Raw genomic sequence first — 15,589 nt, 5'->3', positions numbered from 1 at the left:
CGGCGACTGAAGTGCATACGGGTGTGGCTGGCGCCCGCTGAAAAGCCAGGCCGGATCGGCATCGCGCGACCTACGATGCGGGGTATGGCGATCACGTACGAGTGGCGCGGTGTTTTCGAAAACGCTGCTGTCAACGCGCTCCACGCCGAGGCGTTCGGCCACGTCCAGATGCCGATCGATTGGCATACCCGACTGCACCGCCACAGCCTCGGCTGGGTTTGCGCATGGCGAGACGACAGGCTCGTAGGGTTTGTGAACGTCGCCTGGGATGGTGGCGCCCATGCCTTCGTTCTCGACACGGTGGTTGCTCAGGACGCGCGTGATTCCGGGGTCGGAACCGAACTCGTGACGACCGCGGTGCGAAATGCCCGCGCGGCGGACTGTGAATGGCTCCACGTCGATTTTGAAGAGCGGCTGCGCCCCTTCTACTTCGATGCCTGCGGATTTCGTCCGACCGACGCGGGGCTCATCGCCTTGCGCTGACCACCTGCGCTGCGGCTGCGTGGTGATGCGGTCACGCGGTCGGGGGCTGTGTGTCGATGCCGAGCAGTGTGAGGAAGGCGGAGGCGGCGGGGGCCAGGGGGAACCGGCTCCAGACGAGGCGTTCGACGCGTTGCGGTCCATTGGTGACCGGCACGGTTCGTAGGCCGTGGAGTTCGGCGGCGAAGGCTGCGGGCAGGAGGGCGATGCCCAGTCCGTGGCGGACCATGCGGGCCATGAGTTCCACCCCGGAGACCTCGAAGGCGACCTCGCGTTGCAGGCCGGCGGCGGTGAATGCCTGGTCCGACTGGGCGCGGGCGGCGCTGCCGTCGGCGAAGTCCACGAATGTCTCGTCGGCGAGGTGGTGCAGGTCGATCTCGTGTCGGGTGGCCAGGGGGTGGTCGGGGGCGACCACGGCGACGTGCTGTCCCCGCGCGAGTTCCCGGTCGTGGACGCCGTGGGGTTGGAATCCGGGTTGTACGCCGAGGAAGGCCGCGTCCAGATGGCCGTCACGTACCCGTTCGATGAGCTGTTCGCTGGACCCGGCCCGCAGGCTTATTCGGACCTGGGGGTAGCGCAGGCGGTAGTCCCGCAGTGCTGCGGGGAGGTCGACGGCCGCCACGGTGGGGATCGCGCCGACCGTCAGTGTGCCGCGTATCTCGCCGGTGGACGCCGCTACTTCCGCACGGGCGCGTTCGGCGGCTTCCAGGGACTGGCGGGCGGCGGTCAGGAACGCCTCCCCGGCGGCGGTCAGCTGTACCCGGCGACTGGTCCGCTCGAACAGTCTGGCACCCAGTTCCTTCTCCAGCCTGGCCACTTGGTGGCTGAGCGCGGACTGGACGACGTGGCACCGCTGGGCGGCCCGGGTGAAGCTCGCGGTCTCCGCCACCGCGACGACATAGCGCATCTGCTGTAGGTCCATGGATCCATGATGAAACACGATGGATATCGATGACGAGCATGTGTTGGACCGATGGATGCCTGCCGGGCGATGCTGAAGCCGACGACGGATCGCGGCAGCCGGCAGGCCGGTGGCCACCGGATACGGGCCCGGAAGGTTGGTGTCCACGGCCCGTCGTACGACCATCACCGGCGCTCCGGCGCCACGACCTTGTGGAGAGACTCATGCGTGTGATCGCGTTCGACCACCTCGTTCTGAACGTCGCCGACATCGAGCGCTCGCTGGCGTTCTACACCGGCCCGCTGGGACTGGAACCGGTGCGGGTGGCGGAGTGGCGGGCCGGCAAGGTCTCGTTCCCTTCCGTGCGGGTGAGCCCCACCACCATCATCGATCTCGTCAAGGCACCCGAGGAGCGGTCGCAGGGCTCCAACGTCGACCACATCTGCCTGGTGGTCGAACCCCTCGACTGGCAGCAGGTCGTCGATTCCGGTGTCTTCACCGTGGTGGACGGCCCCGGTGAACGCTTCGGCGCCCGGGGCACCGCCATCTCCCTCTATGTGCAGGACCCGGACGGCAACACCGTGGAGCTGCGCTGGTACCCGCAGGATGCCTGAGCACCCACAGCCGCGGGCCGCGTCCGGGACGCGTTCGGATGGTCAGAGCACCGGCGGGCCCGCTTCGATGCGGCGCAATACCGGGGGCAGGCGGTCCAGGCCGGGGCCGCTCTGGATCTGGCGTTCGTCCCACCAGGTGGCGCCGGCGTCGTGCAGCGGGCCGATCACGTCCCTGGCCTCGGCCGGATTCGGGGAGCTGGCGCCCCCGAGAACGAACTCGAAGGGGCGGTCGGCCTCGGCCGTACGGTGCTTGCGCACGTAGTCGACCAGCTCCCGTACCTCCGCCAGGTCAGGCGCATGTCCATGCCTGGCCGTCTCGAACAGCGGCACCGCGCCGTCCCACCGCGCTGCCCGCCGCATGGGCGAACGACGTGGCCAGAACCCGCCGATCCACACCGGCGGGCCGGGCCGCCGCACGGTCGCGGGCAGCAGCGTCGCGTCCCGAACCTCGTAGTGCCGACCGCGGTGGTTCACCGGCTCACCGGACCAGAAGCGGCGCAGCAGTTCCAGTCCCTCGTCCAACCGCTCGGCGAGGAGGCGGGGTTCGGCGGTGTCGCCGAAGCTGTGGTACTCGTCCTCGATGGGGCCGCCCAGGCCGGCTGCGAAGATCACCCGGCCGCCGCTGAGGTTGTCCAGGGTGGCGACTTGGCGGGCGAGTTGTTGCGGTCGGTAGCGGGGGACCGGAGTCACCAGGGGGCCGAGTCGGATCCGGGAGGTTGCCAGCGCGGCCGCGGTCAGCAGCATCCAGGGGTCTCCGAACGGACGTCCCTGGTGCTGTCGGTGCAGTACGTGGTCCCAGACGAAGAGTCCGTCCCAGCCCGCCGCTTCGGCGGCGGTGGCCACGGTCGCGACGTTGCGGGGGTCGGCGAAGTCGCCGAAGTTGGGGATGTTGATGGAGAAGCGCATTTCAGCAGGATGCGTGCGGGGCGCTGAAGCGGCAACGGGATTCGGTGTGGTCGGTCGCCCGGGCGGCGGACGACCGACGACGGCGCCAGCCGACCAGGTGCCTCCGGCTCGTTGCGGACCGGGTCGGACGCACTTCAGCGCCTCCCCATGGAACCACCGCCGCCCCCGCTGCGTGATCATGAAACATGGCCAGAAAACCCGAATCGTGGCGTATTGCTGTTCACCTTGCCGTAGTGGGGCTGGTGGGCTGCGCCTTGACCTCCGTGCAGTATGAAGTCGTCCTGCTCGCGCTGTTCACCAGCCGGATGCTCGTCGTCGTCACCGTCTGCGCCGTCGTGGTGGCGCTTGCGATCGGCCTCCTGGCGGCCTTCGCGGTCGCCGCCGCCCCGTTCGCCCCGCTTGCCCGACGGACGCGCGGCCGCTGGGTCTGGGCGGCGGGCGTCTACGGATTCGGGACCGCCGCCACCATCGGCGCCGTGGCGTTGCAGATGAAATCGGGCGGAATCGATAGAAGTGGGCTGCTCTTTCCCTTGGGGGGAGCGTGTTATGCGCTCGCCGCCGCGTTCTTCCTCCCGGGCGCCCGCATGCGACTGGCGACTTTCGGCGCCACTGTCGCCCTCGCCGCGGGTGTCGGGTACGACGCCTGGGCCTCCGCTCAGCCCCCCACGCTCGGCACATGGCTGACCGCCAACCATGTGGATCGGGCACTCCTGCGCGTCGGCGATCCGCCCCGCGGCTATACCCTGCGCATCAACGGAGCCGGCGAGCACACCTTCGGCGCCCAGTACGAACGCCCCGGCACCCCTGACCTGAACCTGTCCGTGGAACACCAGGGCCAGGACACCCGCCGCACCGACGCCAGGGGCTGTCCCGTTCCGATCGGGGAGGCGATCGAGTGCACGGACGACGGCGACGGCCGTCAACTCATCGCCCACAAAGGCACTTACGAACACCAGGAACTCCGCCTCCGTCAGGGTGGTCTGATCTCCACCGTGACCGTCGACGGCCGCACCACCGACCTGTCTGCCGCCCGCCACATCCTCTCGACGCTCCGGCCGGCCACCGATGCGGAACTGGGACCGCTTCTCGACCTGCCCATGCCTCGTTGACGACACGGTCCGCCCAAGCCGACGCAGGCCCTTCGGCGGCCGCCATCCGACCACCACCGCAGGGTGAAATCGCCATTGAATGCCGTGCGTTGGGCATGGCCGTTCGCTACGGTCCTGAAGCATCGTCAACAGGATCGGAAGGAAATCGTGTCCGTGTCTCTCAAGATCGCTTCCCGCGCCCGCATTGTGGTGGTCGCCCTCGTCGCCACGTTCCTGGGCGCGAGCGGCTCCGTCGCGTACGCAGCCCTGGACGACCAGAGCGCGAGCCCGTCCCAGGCACCGGCATCCGTGGCCGCCGTGGGCAAGCCGTACATCAAGACCGAGCTTCTCTTCGGCACCGCCAAGCCGAACGGCGGCGCGCCGGTGACCGACAAGGAGTTCCGTTCCTTCGTGGACACCTTCGTCACCCCGCGCTTTCCCGCCGGCCTCACCGTCGAGAACGCCTACGGCCAGTACCGCGACTCGCACGGGAAGATCGAGCGTGAGCGCTCGTACAAGGTCACGCTCCTCTACCCGACGGCTGAAGCGCGCCGGAACAACGGCAAGATCCAGCAGATCCGCGCCGCGTACGACAAGCGGTTCCAGCAGGAGTCGGTGGCCCGCATCGACGACAGCGAGCGCGTCGACTTCTGATCGCGCCCTCGTGCCGAGGGAAGGCGATGGCGTCATCCGAAGCAGGCCGCGTTCGGTGGGGCGGATAGGTTTGGCTCGGCGGTCTGCGGGGTCGGGCTTGCGTCGGACGGGGCCCAGCCGTTCCAGGTCGTCGACGAGGGTGCCGATGACTTGCCGGTGCGGTCCGGAGCCGGATGTCGTGGTGGACGCCCCCGGCACCGTCCTCGTCGGCCAGATTTCCGCGGTTTATCAGTCATAGGGCGCCGTGGGCCGGTGGGTCGGTTGCCGGTCGGCTGGTGGCTCGCTGGGAGCGTGTGCGGTGGGGTGTGGCGCTGTGTGGGAATGTGGTCGCGGGTTCGGGCGTTGTGGGGGCGCCGGGGCAGGCCGACCAGGGTGGGGGAGCGGGAGCGATGCTGATCGGGCAGTTGGCGAAGCGGACCGGGACCAGTGAGCGTCTGCTCCGGTACTACGAGCGGGTGGGGCTGCTTGCCTCGAACCGCCTCGCCAACGGGTACCGCGATTACGACGATGACGCGGAGCAGCGGGTCCGGCAGATCCGTGCCCTGCTGGCCGCCGGGCTGTCGACCAGTCTGATCCGTCAGGTGCTGCCGTGCGGGCGCGCGGACGGCTCGCTGCGACCGTGCCCGGGGGTGCTGGACACGCTTCGCGCCCAACTGGCCGAACTCGACCGTCGCGCTGAGGAATTGACGCAGAGTCGGGCGGCCTTGAGGCGGGCCGTCGCCGTGACCGAACAGGCTGCTGCCCTGGGGAATGCCTGACAACGTCGGCGGCCCCCGCCGGTGCGCGGGTGCGTGGGCTCATGGGCAGGCTGGGAGCGCCACGTCGTGCCACGCCGGGCGGCGACCACCGATACGCTCGGAGGCATCACAACCCTCGCAGTCGTCGCATCGTCGCAGTCGGGTGCCTGTGGCCGGTGCGGGTTTTCTTCGTTCGGGCCGGGGAGAGGATCTTTCCGACTCCCGATGGTCGGCCCGCTGGACACGAGAGACAGCAAGGCGCTGAAGTCAGCGAAGGCATTGAAGTCAGCGACGACGCTCAGGGCAGTGAAGGTTGTGCAGGCGCTGGAAGGCAGTGCGGAGGAAGAGGAGCCAGGATGCCGTCGGTGATCGACGCACCAGCAGACGTCTGGGTGCTGGCGCGGGAGCACCCTGCGCCGTTGATGCGCGCGACCCGGGCCCTGAGCGAAGCCCTGGAGCGGACCTACGGGCCGCGGTTCGCGGTATGGCATTCCGATGAGCTCGTCTTCGGGGTGAGGGGCGGTCGACTGGCGCTCCAGACCTTGGGGGGGCAGGACGTTCCGCCGCCCAAGGTGGTTGTGGTGCGACAGACGCCTGGTTCCATGGAGCAGCACCGTGAACTGACCCTGCTCCGGCACCTGGAGCACATGGGTGCCGTCCTGATCAACTCGGTGGCCGCCCACCAGCTGTGCGGCAACAAGATCTGGCAGTTCCAGGAGCTGGCCGCGGCCGGTCTGCCGGTGCCCGATTCCCTGTCGTACGCCACCGCACCGTTCGGGGGCGTGGTGCGCAGTCCGCAGGTGGCGACACCGTGCGTGCTGAAGGCCGTCAACGGGCGGAACGGTGCGCATGTGTTCCTGGTCCCCGACAAGGAGATGTTGAAGTCGGTGTCCGGCAGCCTCGCCCAGGACGTGCCGCTGATCCTGCAGGAGTACGTAGCCGCGTCCCACGGCCGGGACCTGCGGGTGATCGTCGTGGACGGGGAGCCGGTCGCGGCGCAGGTCCGTTCCTCCCGCGACGGTTCCCTGACGTCCAATCTCGCACGGGGCGCCGCCGCCGAACTGTGCCTGGGCCGCTACCCGGAGGGCGAGGCCCTGGCAGTCCGGGCCGCCAGGACGCTCGGGCTGACCCTTGCCGGGGTCGACCTGCTCTTCACCGCCGAAGGTGGCCACACTGTCTGCGAGGTCAATGCGGTGCCTGGTTGGCGCCCCCGTATGACCACGGTCGTCCCCGCGATCACCGCGGCCATTGAGAAGGTCCTGGCCGGCGGCGGTGGAGGTGCCGGCACCGAGGCCGGCGCGGCGGTCGGTACGGAGGAGCGGCAGCGGCAGTCAGGCTCGGCCGGCCAGGCACCGACGACCGCCTGAGGGACGGGAGTTGTGGGCGGGCGGTCGTTGGCGCGAGGGGACGGCGCAAGGGACGAGGACGAATCCCAGGCATGCGGTCGAGCAGACCGGTATCGCAGATGCCGGTCTTCCCGATCCCCGACTTACCGGTGCAGGTCTCACCGGTGCCACAGGTAGCGGCCCAGGGTGCGTTTGAGGGGTGGGGGAGTGATGTGGAGGAGGGCGGTCGCGGCCTTGTACGGGACGCCGGGCACGCAACGCCTGGTCCCTGCCGCGACGGCCTTGAGGCCGGCGGCGGCGACCTTGTCCGCCGCCAACCAGAAGAAGCCCGGCAGCGGGGCGGCGGCGAAGCCGTTCGTCGCGAAGTAGTCGGTCTTGGTCAGGCCCGGCAGGAGCGCGGTGACGTGGATGTCCGAGCCGCGGTTCTCGATGGCGAGGGTCTCCGAGAAGTGGGTGAGGAACGCCTTGGTCGCGGCGTAGGTGGCGAGCGACGGCGAGGGCAACTCACCGGTGAGGGACGAGACGTTGAGGATGCCGCCGTGTCCTTCGCCGCGCATCCGCGGCAGGACGGACCTGGTGAGCCGCAGCGCCGCCTCGTTGTTCAGGCGGAGGGTGGTCTCCTCCCGCTCCACCGGAAGGTTGGCGAAGACGCCGGCGCCACCCGAACCGGCGTTGTTGACCAGCAGCTCGATCGGTCTGTCGGTGTCGGTGAGGCGGGACTCCACCTGCGCCAGCTGTTCGGCGTCGGTGAGGTCGGCCGGCAGCACCTCCACCTCGACACCGTGGGCCTGTCGCAATTCCTCGGCGAGGCCCCGTAGGAGGGTTTCCCGGCGGGCGACGAGTGTCAAGGTGGTGCCGCGGGCGGCCAGTTGCCGTGCCATGGCCGTGCCGATGCCGCTGGAAGCGCCGGTGATCAGCGCGGATCGGTAGGGATAGGGTCGGTCAGCCATAGGTGATCTCCCCTGCTGGGTCGGGCAAAGACCGTACACCAGATCAAGCCCGGGACGACAGGGCGCATGGGATCGCGGGGGGTGCCCCTATGGGTTTCGTCAACCCGTGGGGGCTGGTTGGGGTTGGTAGAAGGTGCCGTCGCGGAGCATGGCGAAGAGCACGTCGGCTCGTCGTCTGGCGAGGCAGAGGAGGGCTTGGGTGTGGTGTTTTCCCTGGGCGATCTTCTTGTCGTAGTAGGCCCTGGAGACGGGGTCGGCCAGGGCGGCGAACGCGGAGAGGAAGAAGGCGCGTTTGAGCTGTTTGTTTCCTCTGCGCGATGGCTGTTCGCCGCGGATGGAGGACCCGGAACTGCGGGTTGCCGGGGCGAGGCCGGCGTAGGCGGCGAGGTGGGCGGCGCTGGGGAAGCTGCTGGCGTCGCCGATGTCGATGAGGATGCGTGCTCCGGTCCTGACGCCGATCCCCGGCATGGACGTCAGGACCTTGGAAAGAGGGTGAGCCTCCAGCAGTTCCTCGATCCTTGTGGCGAGGAGTTTGCGCTGGTCAAGTACCGACTGGAGCGAGCTGGCGAGGCTGGGGACGATCAATGCGGCCGCGGCCGTGCCTGGCACGACCACTGTCTGCTCGTCCAGGGCGGTGAAGATGTCATCGACGAGCCGTTCCGCCATCCGTGGTGCCTTTGGGCGGATCAGGTTCACCAGCCGACGCCGTCCGGCCTTGCGGACCTGGGCCGGCGAACCGCACTGGTCGAGCAGCTTGAGCACGGCTGGGTGCTGCATTCGCGGTCCCAGTACCCGTTCCAGCGACGGGTGGATCTGTGTCAGCAGTCCCCGCAGTCTGTTGCTGATGCGGGTGGCTTCGCCGGCCAGGTCGTCGTCGAAACCCACGATCATTTCCAGCTCGGCTACTGCCTCGTCGGCAAGCTCGACGGCCCGCAGAGTGTGCGGCATCGACCGGGCCGCGTCCGCGATGATGAAGGCGTCGCGGGCGTCGGTTTTGGCTTCACCGGGGTAGAGGTCGGCGATCCGCCGCATCGTCAGGCCCGGCAGGTAAGCCACGGGGCAGTCCATGTCGCGGGCCACGGCCAGCGGCAGGGCGCCGATGGAGGCGGGCTGGTCGACGACCACGAGCACGGTGCCGTGCTTGGCTTTCAGCTTGGCGAACACGTCGCGGAGCTTGGGTTCGCTGTTGGGCAGCCGCTTGTCGAAGGCCTTCCTTCCGGCCGGAGTGACGGCGGTGGCGTGGTGTTCGCTCTTGCCGACGTCCAGGCCGAGGAAGGCGCCGATCTCACTGACGTCGATCACGTGCGTCCTCTGGTCGTTCCCGCCCGGCCGTCCCACGGCACCGATCGCCACATCCACATTACGAAGAGCCTCCCGACCTGCGGACAAGCCGGTGGTCATGCCCCTAATCAGCGGTCTGTCGATGCCTCCGGAGCCGGTGACACCACCCCCCAGGCCATACGTTCGACAGGGGGAGAAAGTCATGCCAACTCCGAAGGCCGGGCGCCCCATTGCGGGGCCACCAAGAAGGTAATGGGGGGGCGGTCGGTGTGGTCAGTCGCCGCGCCAGATGTTGTCGAAGGCGGCCTGTTCGATGGCGCGTCGTTGGCGGAGGCCCTCCAGTTGCATCAGGGCGTTGTGCACGGCGGCGAGCACGGTGTCCACGCCGTTGTCGTCCACGCTCGGGGAGTCGGCGGTGGCGCCCGGGTCCGCTCCGCCGAGCCCGAGGGCGGTGGTGAGGGCGGTCAGGACGGGCTCCTGCGAGGTCCGGCGCCGTGCCGCATCGCGCCGGGCCGGGGAGTCGGCCAGCACGATGTGGCCGCCCCGGAAGGGGATCCCGCGCCGGCGCTCCCGGCTGAGCAGCCCTTCGGCCTCCAGCGTCGTCAGATAGGTTCCGGACAGGCCGCGGCCCCGGCGCCACAGCCAGTCGTCGACCGACTCGTACGGCGGCTCGCGGAGCAGTGACGCGACGGCCCGGGCCAGCAGGGGGTCGTCGGTGGTGGGGCGGTAGCCCGGCAGGATGCGCTCGTCGTCCAGGGTGACGGCCTGGGCTTCCAGGAGGTCGAGGACCTCGGCACCGGCGAGCGCGAGGGACAGGTTGCCTTGTTCCGGGGGGCGGCCGGGCGCCACGTCCAGGGCGGTGAGCATCAGGTCCCGTGCGGTGGTCATGGGTCAGGTCCGGGGAGATCGGGAGTGGCGAAGGGGCGCGGCCATGGTCACGGTAGGTGATCCCGGTGGTGCGGCGAGGGCCCTGGCGGGCTTCTCGGCGGTGCCCTGAATCTTGGCGCTGACCTGCGGATTCCGGCGTGTCGGCATCTGGCTCACTCCTGCGTGGAGCGCGACGGTCCCCGCAATCCAGCAGACCAGCTCCGGCCCGATCGTGCGCGTTGAGAGGGGGAGGGGAGAGGCGTGGCTGCCGGGGCGGGGCCGGTCCGGCAGCCGTGCCTGGTGGGGTCAGGTGGTCGCCGTGTAGACGCGGGTTCCGCCGACGTATGTCTGGAGGACCTTGGCACGGGCGATGTCCTCGGGCGGGGCGGTGAAGATGTCGCGGTCGAGGACCACCAGGTCGGCGAGGTGGCCGGCCTGGAGGGTGCCGGCGTCGTCGTGGCCGTTGACGTGGGCGGCGCCGGCGGTGTAGGCGGCGACGGCGGTGGTGAGGTCGAGGCGCTGTTCGGGGAGGAAGATCCGGTCGTCGGTGCTGTCGGGTTCCCGCCGGTTCACGGCGACGTGCAGGCCGGCGAGCGGATCGGGGCTGCTGACGGGCCAGTCGCTGCCGGCCGCGAGGGTGGCGCCGGCCCGCAGGAGGGAGCCGAAGGGGTACTGCCAGGCGGCGCGTTCGGGGCCGAGGAAGGGGATGGTCAGTTCGTCCATCTGCGGTTCGTGGGCGGCCCAGAGCGGCTGGATGTTGGCGACGGCGCCGAGCCGGGCGAAGCGGGGCAGGTCGTCGGGGTGGACGACCTGGAGGTGGGCGAGGTGGTGCCGGGCGGTGCGGCGGCCGTTGGCCGTATGGGCCGCCTCGATGGCGTCCAGGGCCTCGCGGACCGCGCGGTCGCCGAGGGCGTGGAAGTGGACCTGGAAGTCCAGTGCGTCGAGCGCGGTGACGTGGTCGCGGAGTGCCGCCGGGTCCACGAAGCTCAGTCCGGTGTTGGCGGTCGCGCAGCCGCAGGCGTCGAGGTAGGGGCTGGTCATGGCGGCGGTGAAGTTCTCGGCGATGCCGTCCTGCATGATCTTGACCGAGCTCGCGCGGAACCGGCCGTGCGTCAACTCCCTGCGGCGGACGCTGAGTTCGGGGATCTGCTCGGCGCCGCGGGCGCGGTCCCACCAGAGCGCTCCGGTGACGCGGGCGGACAGCGTGCCCGCGCGGGCGGCGGTCAGATAGGCGTCCGACGGGTCGGCCTGCCCGTGGAAGGCGCCGAGCAGTGCGTCCTGCCAGCCGGTGACGCCCAGGGAGTGCAGCAGTTCCTGGGCGCGCAGCAGGCCGGCCAGGCGGTCGGCGGCGGTGCGCTGCGGCATCAGCCCGGTGATCAGGGCGGTGGCGCCTTCCTGGAGTACGCCGCTGGGGGTGCCGTCGCTCTCGCGCTCGATCCGGCCGTCGGAGGGGTCGGGGGTGTCCTTGGTGAGGCCGGCCAGTTCGAGCGCGCGGGTGTTGACCCAGGCACCGTGGTGGTCGCGGTTGGGGAGGTAGACGGGGCGGTCGGGCACCACGGAGTCGAGGAGTCGGCGGGTCGGCAGGCCGCCGGCGAAGCTCTCCAGGGACCAGCCGCCGCCGGTGACCCAGCTGCGCTCGGGGTGGGCGTCGGCGAACTCGCGGATCCGCCGCAGGTACGCATCGACGCCGGTCGTTCCGGTGAGGTCGCACTCGGCGAGTTCCAGGCCGCCGAAGACGGCGTGGATGTGGGCGTCCTGGAAGCCGGGCAGCAGCAACTTGCCGCTGAGGTCGACGACTTCGGTTCCGGGGCCGATCAGTTCCCGGACCTCGTCGTGGCCGACGGCGGCGATCCGCTCGCCGGTGACGGCGAGGCTGCTCGCCCGGGTGCGGGCGGGGTCTCCGGTGTGCACGGGGCCGTGGGTGAAGACCAGGTCGGCCTTGGGCATGGGTTGTTCTCCAGTCGGGTCGGGTCGGGTCGGGGCAGGTCGGGTCGGTGGGCTGGGGTGGTTGGTGTGGCGAGGTGTCCGGTGGGCGGTCAGTCGGTCGGGCGTGCGGGGAGATCCTCGTCGGTTCGTGGCAGGAAGTACGGGGCGCGGCGGTGCCAGCGGGCCCAGGCGGCGGCCGGCAGGCCGGATACGATCACGAACGCGACCGCCGACAGCTCGAACCAGCCGTTGTCTGCGGAGAGTTCGAAGTGGTCCGCCGAGCGGGAGAAGTCCCAGACGAGATATCCGCCGACGGCGAGCAGGACGAGCGCGCCGAGCAGCGGTGCGACGACCACCCGCAGCGCCTCTGCGGGGGCGGTGCGCAGCAGTGGGCGGAAGCGGACCGCGGCGGCGACGGCGGTGAGCGCGTAGTACAGCGCGACGACGATCCCGATGGCGTTGACCGCGGCGGAGATCAGCGCACCGACGGTGGGGATGACCAGCGACAGCACGGCGAGGACGACGGCGATCGCGGTGATCAGCAGGGTGCCCGCGGCCGGGGTGCGGTGGCGTGGGTGCAGCCGGGTCCACACCCGGCCGACGGTGCCGTCGCGGCCCATCGCGTACATCCCGCGGGCCGTGGGGACGACCGCGGCCTGGAGGGAGGCCGCCGCCGAGAAGGTCAGGGCGATCAACGGCAGGGCGGCGAACGGCTGTCGGGCCAGTTTCGCGCCGAAGTACGTCAGGCCGTGCGCGCCGTTGTCGGCCAGTTCGCCCAGCGGCAGCACCCGTTGGAAGGCCGTTCCGGCGAGGAGGAAGAGCAGCATCATGGCCGTGAGGGCGATGAAGCCGCCGCGTGAGGCGTCCCGGGCGTCGTGGACCTCCTCGCCGACGCTGAAGACCGACTCGAAGCCCCAGTAGCAGAACACCGCCAGCACCATGCCCTGGGCGAGCGCCTGCGCCGAGGGCAGCGCGAACGGGTCGAACCACTCGGCCGAGAACGGCTGGTCGCCGGCGACCAGGCCGTATCCGCAGAAGCCGAGCAGCACCGCGTACTCGAAGACCAGCAGGTACCGCTGGAGCCGGGCGGCGAGGTCGAGCCCGCGGACGGCGACCAGGGCGGCGGCGATCAGGACGGCCAGGCCGATGAGGGTCGACTGGAGGGTGGAGTCCGGGTCGAGCGCCAGGCGGCCGATGCGGACCAGGCCGGCCTCGCCGAGGAGTTGGAGGACCGCCGAGCCGGTGACGGCGGTGGTGTAGGCCATGAAGACGACGGTGCCGACGACGTTGACCCAGCCGGTCAGGAAGCCCAGCCAGGGGTTGAGGGTGCGGCCCACCCAGCGGTAGCTGCTGCCGGCGTCGGGGTCGACGCGGTTGAGGCGCCCGTACGCGCCGGCGATGGCGAGCACCGGCAGGAAGGCCAGCAGCATGAGCGCCGGCAGGTGCAGGCCGACGACCCCGGCCAGCAGGCCCAGTCCGATGCCGATGCTGCTGGTGGCCGCGGTGCTGGACGCCGCGAGCACCACCGCGCCGCCGACCCCGAGCGACCGTTCCATGGCGGCCGGGCGGTGCCCGGGCGGCGTTCCGTGCTGTGGGCCCGTGCCCGTGCCCGTGACGTTGCTTGTCAATGGATCACCGCCGTACTCGTGAGGGAGATCCGACCGGGCGGCCGGTTGGCTGGAAATGAAAGCCCGCACCTCCTTCACACGTCAATGACGTTGTCATAAGGTGCGGGCCATGGCCGAGCGAGTGGTTCCCGAGCCGCAGCGGCGGCGCCGCAGGCCGACCAGGCAAGGCGTCGTCCTCTCCGGGCAGTTGATCGTCGACACCGCGCTGCGGCTGGTCGCCCAACACGGCGCCGAGGCGCTGACGGTGCGGCGGTTGGGCGCCGCGCTCGGCGCCGACCCCAGCGCCGTCTACCGGTACTTCCGCAACACCGACGACCTTCTGCTCGCCCTGGCCGACGAGTTGATCGGGCGCGCCCAGCACGGTTGGCGGCCCACCGGTGACTGGCGCGCCGACCTGCGCGCGATCGGGTCGCGCATCCACCGGTCGTACCAGGCACATCCCCAGGCGGCGCTGCTGGCCGCCCACCGGACCACCGGCCGGACGCACGAGATCCGGGCCGTCGAGGCGATCCTCGGGGTGCTCCGCGGGGCGGGTTTCCCGGATCCGGAAGCGGTGCGGATCTATCACGCCTTCGTCGACCAGAGCCTGGGGTTCGCGGCCCTGGACGCGGCGGCCGCGGCCCTGCCCGCCGCCGCCAAGGCGGCCGACCAGGATGTCTGGCAGGCCGCCTACGGACATCTGGCGGCCGACACGCACCCCCACATCGCGGCCACCGCGCCCCGGCTGGCCGCCGAGATGCGGCACAGCGGCTATCCGTACGCGTTGGAGCTGTTGCTGGAGGCGGCCGCGGCCCGGCTGCCCCGATCGTCCGGGCGGGTCTGACGCCGGGCGGTCGCGGACCGCGGATGTTCCTGCCCACCGGGCCCGTCCGGCCTCGGCGCGCGGGCCCGGTGCCTTGGGGCTGTACTGGAATGAAGAACGGTGACAGGCCGACCATCGCAGTGCGTGGAGGCATCGTGGAACTGGCCTTCCTGAATGCGGTGTACGCGAGCGGGGGCCCGTATGCCTGTGCGTATCTCGACACCTCGCGGGACGCCGAGGAACCGGTCCGGACGCTGGCGCTCCGCAGGCGGCAGGTCTGCGAGGAACTGGTGGCACAGGGCGCCGATGCCGCGACGGTGGACGCCGTGGCGGCGGTCGCGGGCGGTGACCGGGAGATCGCCGGCCGCCACGGCCAGGCGATCGTCGCCAGTCACGGGCAGGTGGTCCTGACCGAGGAACTCCCCGAGCCGCCGGTACACGACGAGGCGGTGTTCGCCGCGCTGCCGGACCTGATGCCGCTGGCGGTCCAGCGCGCGCCGGACATCCACTACGTCGCCGCGACCGTGCACGGCCGGCTCCGCCCGCCGGCGGCCCCCGCCGACGAACTGGAGGTCGCGTTCCAGGCAGGGGCGTGGCCCAGCAGCGCCGTCGCACCGAGCGCCTGCCACCGGATGGGCGGCCCCGCAGCCGACTGGCTCGACGGCGCCTGCGCGGTCGCCGACAGCATCGCCGAACTGGCCCATGACACCGACGCCGAGACCATCGTGCTGGGCGGGACGGCATGGGCCCGTGACACGCTGGCCGACCACCTCGCCACCCGCTGGCGCAAACGCCTCGTCACCAGCAGCGGCAACGGACGGCCGGCGCCGCCCGGCCGGGCCCTGATGGAGGGCGAACTCACCACGGTGTTCCGGGGGCAGCTGTGTGTGACCGACCGGGTCCGCCTGGACCTGTTCCAGGCACGCCGGACCAGCCGGCACGGCGCCGTGGAGGGAGTGCCGCACGTCCTGGCCGCGTTGCGCCGCTCCCAGGTCGGCACGCTGCTGCTCAACGTCCCGCTGGCCTTCGTCAGGCAGCTCTACGCGGCCGCCGGGGCGGTGCCGAACGACCTGTCCGACGTGGCCCTGGGGCCGTACGGTGCGCTGGTCTTCCGCGGCAACCCCGCACCCGCCGCGGTGATCCGGGCCGCGGTGCGCACGGGCGCCGGACTGGTCGTGGTGCCGCGGCACCAACTGCCTTTGGACGACGGGCTGGGCGCCCTGTTGCGGTACGCCGGCCCGGAGCGCACCCCGTTCTTCGCCCGCCTGCTCCGCCGCTGAGCGGCCCGCCACCGGGCGGGCCCCCACCGCCGTCCGGGAGAGCCCGGCTGCCGGGCGCCGACATGTCTCACCCGACTGGCACCGGTGGCGCGGTGGGCCGCGCCGGCCGGTCGTAGAACTGACAGTCAG

15 protein-coding genes are annotated in these 15,589 nt (G+C 71.0%); 8 read left to right on the top strand and 7 right to left on the bottom strand.

The window, feature by feature from the left end; translation table 11 throughout:
- Positions 1-84 precede the first annotated feature (84 nt).
- Positions 85-483 carry a GNAT family N-acetyltransferase gene (locus tag K2224_RS20625; RefSeq protein ID WP_221907992.1) on the top strand — a complete coding sequence of 133 codons (399 nt, stop codon included), beginning with the start codon at positions 85-87 and terminating at the stop codon, positions 481-483.
- 31 nt (positions 484-514) lie between these two features.
- On the opposite strand, the gene K2224_RS20620 is transcribed toward K2224_RS20625, so the two are convergent.
- Entirely contained in the window at positions 515-1,402 is an 888-nt protein-coding gene (locus tag K2224_RS20620) for a LysR family transcriptional regulator (protein ID WP_221907991.1), read from the bottom strand.
- Positions 1,403-1,605: 203 nt separating this feature from the next.
- Between K2224_RS20620 and K2224_RS20615 the strand changes: the two genes are divergently transcribed.
- A complete protein-coding gene (locus tag K2224_RS20615) occupies positions 1,606-1,995 on the top strand; it encodes a VOC family protein (protein ID WP_221907989.1) in 390 nt (129 codons plus the stop codon).
- 42 nt (positions 1,996-2,037) lie between these two features.
- Here the strand turns inward: K2224_RS20615 and K2224_RS20610 are convergent, their stop codons facing one another.
- Positions 2,038-2,901 carry an LLM class flavin-dependent oxidoreductase gene (locus tag K2224_RS20610; protein WP_221907988.1) on the bottom strand — a complete coding sequence of 288 codons (864 nt, stop codon included), beginning with the start codon at positions 2,899-2,901 and terminating at the stop codon, positions 2,038-2,040.
- Between the two features lie 263 nt (positions 2,902-3,164).
- Between K2224_RS20610 and K2224_RS20605 the strand changes: the two genes are divergently transcribed.
- From K2224_RS20605 to K2224_RS20590, 4 genes are all read left to right on the top strand, one after another.
- On the top strand, positions 3,165-4,010 hold the full coding sequence (locus tag K2224_RS20605; protein ID WP_221907986.1) for a hypothetical protein: 846 nt from the start codon (positions 3,165-3,167) through the stop codon (positions 4,008-4,010).
- Positions 4,011-4,163: 153 nt separating this feature from the next.
- Complete coding sequence (locus K2224_RS20600; RefSeq protein ID WP_260692845.1) at positions 4,164-4,643, top strand: DUF3574 domain-containing protein; 480 nt, start codon at positions 4,164-4,166, stop codon at positions 4,641-4,643.
- A 389-nt stretch (positions 4,644-5,032) separates the two neighbouring features.
- Positions 5,033-5,401 carry a MerR family transcriptional regulator gene (locus K2224_RS20595; RefSeq protein WP_221907984.1) on the top strand — a complete coding sequence of 123 codons (369 nt, stop codon included), beginning with the start codon at positions 5,033-5,035 and terminating at the stop codon, positions 5,399-5,401.
- Between the two features lie 335 nt (positions 5,402-5,736).
- On the top strand, positions 5,737-6,747 hold the full coding sequence (locus tag K2224_RS20590; protein ID WP_221907982.1) for a RimK family alpha-L-glutamate ligase: 1,011 nt from the start codon (positions 5,737-5,739) through the stop codon (positions 6,745-6,747).
- A 137-nt stretch (positions 6,748-6,884) separates the two neighbouring features.
- On the opposite strand, the gene K2224_RS20585 is transcribed toward K2224_RS20590, so the two are convergent.
- The 5 genes from K2224_RS20585 to K2224_RS20565 form a co-directional block, all read right to left on the bottom strand.
- A complete protein-coding gene (locus K2224_RS20585; RefSeq protein ID WP_221907981.1) occupies positions 6,885-7,676 on the bottom strand; it encodes an SDR family oxidoreductase in 792 nt (263 codons plus the stop codon).
- 99 nt (positions 7,677-7,775) lie between these two features.
- Positions 7,776-8,978 carry an IS110 family transposase gene (locus K2224_RS20580; protein WP_221909414.1) on the bottom strand — a complete coding sequence of 401 codons (1,203 nt, stop codon included), beginning with the start codon at positions 8,976-8,978 and terminating at the stop codon, positions 7,776-7,778.
- A 252-nt stretch (positions 8,979-9,230) separates the two neighbouring features.
- Positions 9,231-9,845 (bottom strand): GPP34 family phosphoprotein, encoded by a 615-nt coding sequence (locus tag K2224_RS20575; protein WP_221907980.1) that lies wholly within the window; start codon positions 9,843-9,845, stop codon positions 9,231-9,233.
- A 285-nt stretch (positions 9,846-10,130) separates the two neighbouring features.
- Positions 10,131-11,771 (bottom strand): amidohydrolase, encoded by a 1,641-nt coding sequence (locus tag K2224_RS20570; protein WP_221907979.1) that lies wholly within the window; start codon positions 11,769-11,771, stop codon positions 10,131-10,133.
- Between the two features lie 89 nt (positions 11,772-11,860).
- Positions 11,861-13,306 (bottom strand): APC family permease, encoded by a 1,446-nt coding sequence (locus tag K2224_RS20565; RefSeq protein ID WP_221907978.1) that lies wholly within the window; start codon positions 13,304-13,306, stop codon positions 11,861-11,863.
- A gap of 181 nt (positions 13,307-13,487) precedes the next feature.
- Here K2224_RS20565 and K2224_RS20560 point away from each other — a divergent pair, with 181 nt between their 5' ends.
- Both K2224_RS20560 and K2224_RS20555 read left to right on the top strand, forming a co-directional pair.
- Positions 13,488-14,201 (top strand): TetR/AcrR family transcriptional regulator, encoded by a 714-nt coding sequence (locus K2224_RS20560; RefSeq protein ID WP_221907976.1) that lies wholly within the window; start codon positions 13,488-13,490, stop codon positions 14,199-14,201.
- A 134-nt stretch (positions 14,202-14,335) separates the two neighbouring features.
- Positions 14,336-15,460 (top strand): hypothetical protein, encoded by a 1,125-nt coding sequence (locus K2224_RS20555; RefSeq protein ID WP_221907975.1) that lies wholly within the window; start codon positions 14,336-14,338, stop codon positions 15,458-15,460.
- Positions 15,461-15,589 lie beyond the last annotated feature (129 nt).

The sequence above is a fragment of the Streptomyces sp. BHT-5-2 genome (genome assembly GCF_019774615.1).
In the GTDB taxonomy this organism is placed as follows: Bacteria; Actinomycetota; Actinomycetes; order Streptomycetales; family Streptomycetaceae; genus Streptomyces.
This window is presented reverse-complemented; position numbering and strand designations above follow the sequence as displayed.